Here is a 1664-nt window from a genome sequence, read left to right as displayed (position 1 = left end):
TTACTAGGGTGTCAAGTCTGTGCTCATAATTCTATCCAATTTTTCGGGTAAGGTCTTTCCTCTCCTGAGTTGGGTTTCCGTATAAATTGAAGCCAGCCCATTCGTCTAAATCTTTATAGTGGACATTCTCCATGGCCGCAATAAAATCGAATGATTCTCTGCTCTCTTTCGAAATGAAGTTTATAGCCAATGGTAAAACCAATGCATGCTTTGTCACCCCGCAGAGCTTGTCTGGAGACTTCATCGCCTTGAATACTCCGAAACAAGATTCTATAATGTCTGATGAGACAATATGTACATCCGTATCCGATTGAAGCAGTTTACATTCCTCTTGAAGATATTCCCACATGTCAAGGCCAACACTCCTCATTCTTCTGGTACCACCTGCTGGGGTGATTAGGTCCGCGGTTATCCGCCAAATGAGAAACTTTGCCAGCTCTTTGCTCAGTCCGTCATTCTTGCATCTCATTTCAACATATTCCATGCATTTTCGGATGCTGTTTAGCTCTTCAATGAGGTCTTTGTTGTCCAGCATAAAGCGTGCAGCTTCCTTCTGCTCATCCGTGAGCCGGTCATACCTCTCAAGAAGTTTGTGCGCCCATTTCACCCAAACAAATGTATTCATGAATCTGGCTATTGCTCGTTGTTTAGGTGGAAGAACTATTGCCTTATCTGTTAGCTGGTAGGCAAGGCGTTTCTTCTCCATAAGTCCTGTAAATTCCTTGAAATCCGGAGAGTCAGAGAAATACTTCTTTAATATGGTGCCAAAAGTGTGGCTGATGTCTCTGTGGTGCGGTATACCGGCATCACGACAAGCGTTACATAGATTGTAACCGTTGTCAGAAACTGAATACAGAGGCCTCCTGCCAATGCTTTTCGAAGTCTTCTCCATCTCGGCTTTTACACTATCCCCAGTCCACGACGGACTGACGCTCATCCCGACAATGCTTACGTCAGAGTGGGATAAGGGCTTTCCTGTACTGTCAGCTGGAGCGGCTAATTGAAGCAGCAACTTCTGCTTGCCTACAGAAATACTCTCATCCGTGATGGTGATGTACTCATTGTCCACGAATTGATCCTTGACTTTCGTATGCATATCTAACCCCGCCTTTTCGCACCAATCCTCTATGACTTGATTGCATGGAATGCTGTCAAACAGTTCTCCCTTGAAGCACTCGTTGAGGATCTCCAGTATTACAACTATAGACCGTGAACCACAGATTGGCAAGCGAGATCTTAGCAGGACTGCAAGCCTAATCACGAGTTCGTTATACTTGTATCCCCAAGCAGTTCGGAAAGTAATCTGCTTTGTTCCTCTGTCAGTCTTATGGTCTGCTCTTTTTTTTTATTATTCTCAGCCTTGAGCCCCCTAAGCTCCGATCTGGTTGATTTCAATTCCTCCTTCTTCTTCGCCAAGTCGTTATTGACCTTGTTAAGCTCACGTTTCAGTCTGGTGATCTCTTTGTCTTTTTCGCTTTTCCTTACAGTCATATCTTTACAGTTATATATCTTAATTACACTATAAAGGTACTGATTTTCAGCAAGATAAACAAAGAAATAAAGTTAATATATATTTACTTATTGGTAATATATTATAATGCGTAAAAGACTATAAATTAGCCCCTTAAAGTGGCTATGAAGTTATACACAAACTTGACACCCTA

2 protein-coding genes are annotated in these 1664 nt (G+C 42.5%); both read right to left on the bottom strand.

What is annotated here, in order from left to right; translation table 11 throughout:
- Positions 1-31: 31 nt before the first annotated feature.
- Positions 32-1261 carry a hypothetical protein gene (locus tag FYJ73_RS15565; protein WP_294936066.1) on the bottom strand — a complete coding sequence of 410 codons (1230 nt, stop codon included), beginning with the start codon at positions 1259-1261 and terminating at the stop codon, positions 32-34.
- Complete coding sequence (locus FYJ73_RS15560; RefSeq protein WP_154535653.1) at positions 1258-1491, bottom strand: hypothetical protein; 234 nt, start codon at positions 1489-1491, stop codon at positions 1258-1260. The genes FYJ73_RS15565 and FYJ73_RS15560 overlap by 4 nt, the downstream gene beginning before the upstream one ends.
- Between the last annotated feature and the right edge of the window lie 173 nt (positions 1492-1664).

Origin of the sequence: Hallella mizrahii, assembly GCF_009695775.1 — a bacterium.
GTDB lineage: Bacteria > Bacteroidota > Bacteroidia > Bacteroidales > Bacteroidaceae > Prevotella > Prevotella mizrahii.
The sequence above is the reverse complement of the archived record's forward strand: the minus strand, read 5'-3'. Positions and strand labels throughout refer to the sequence as shown.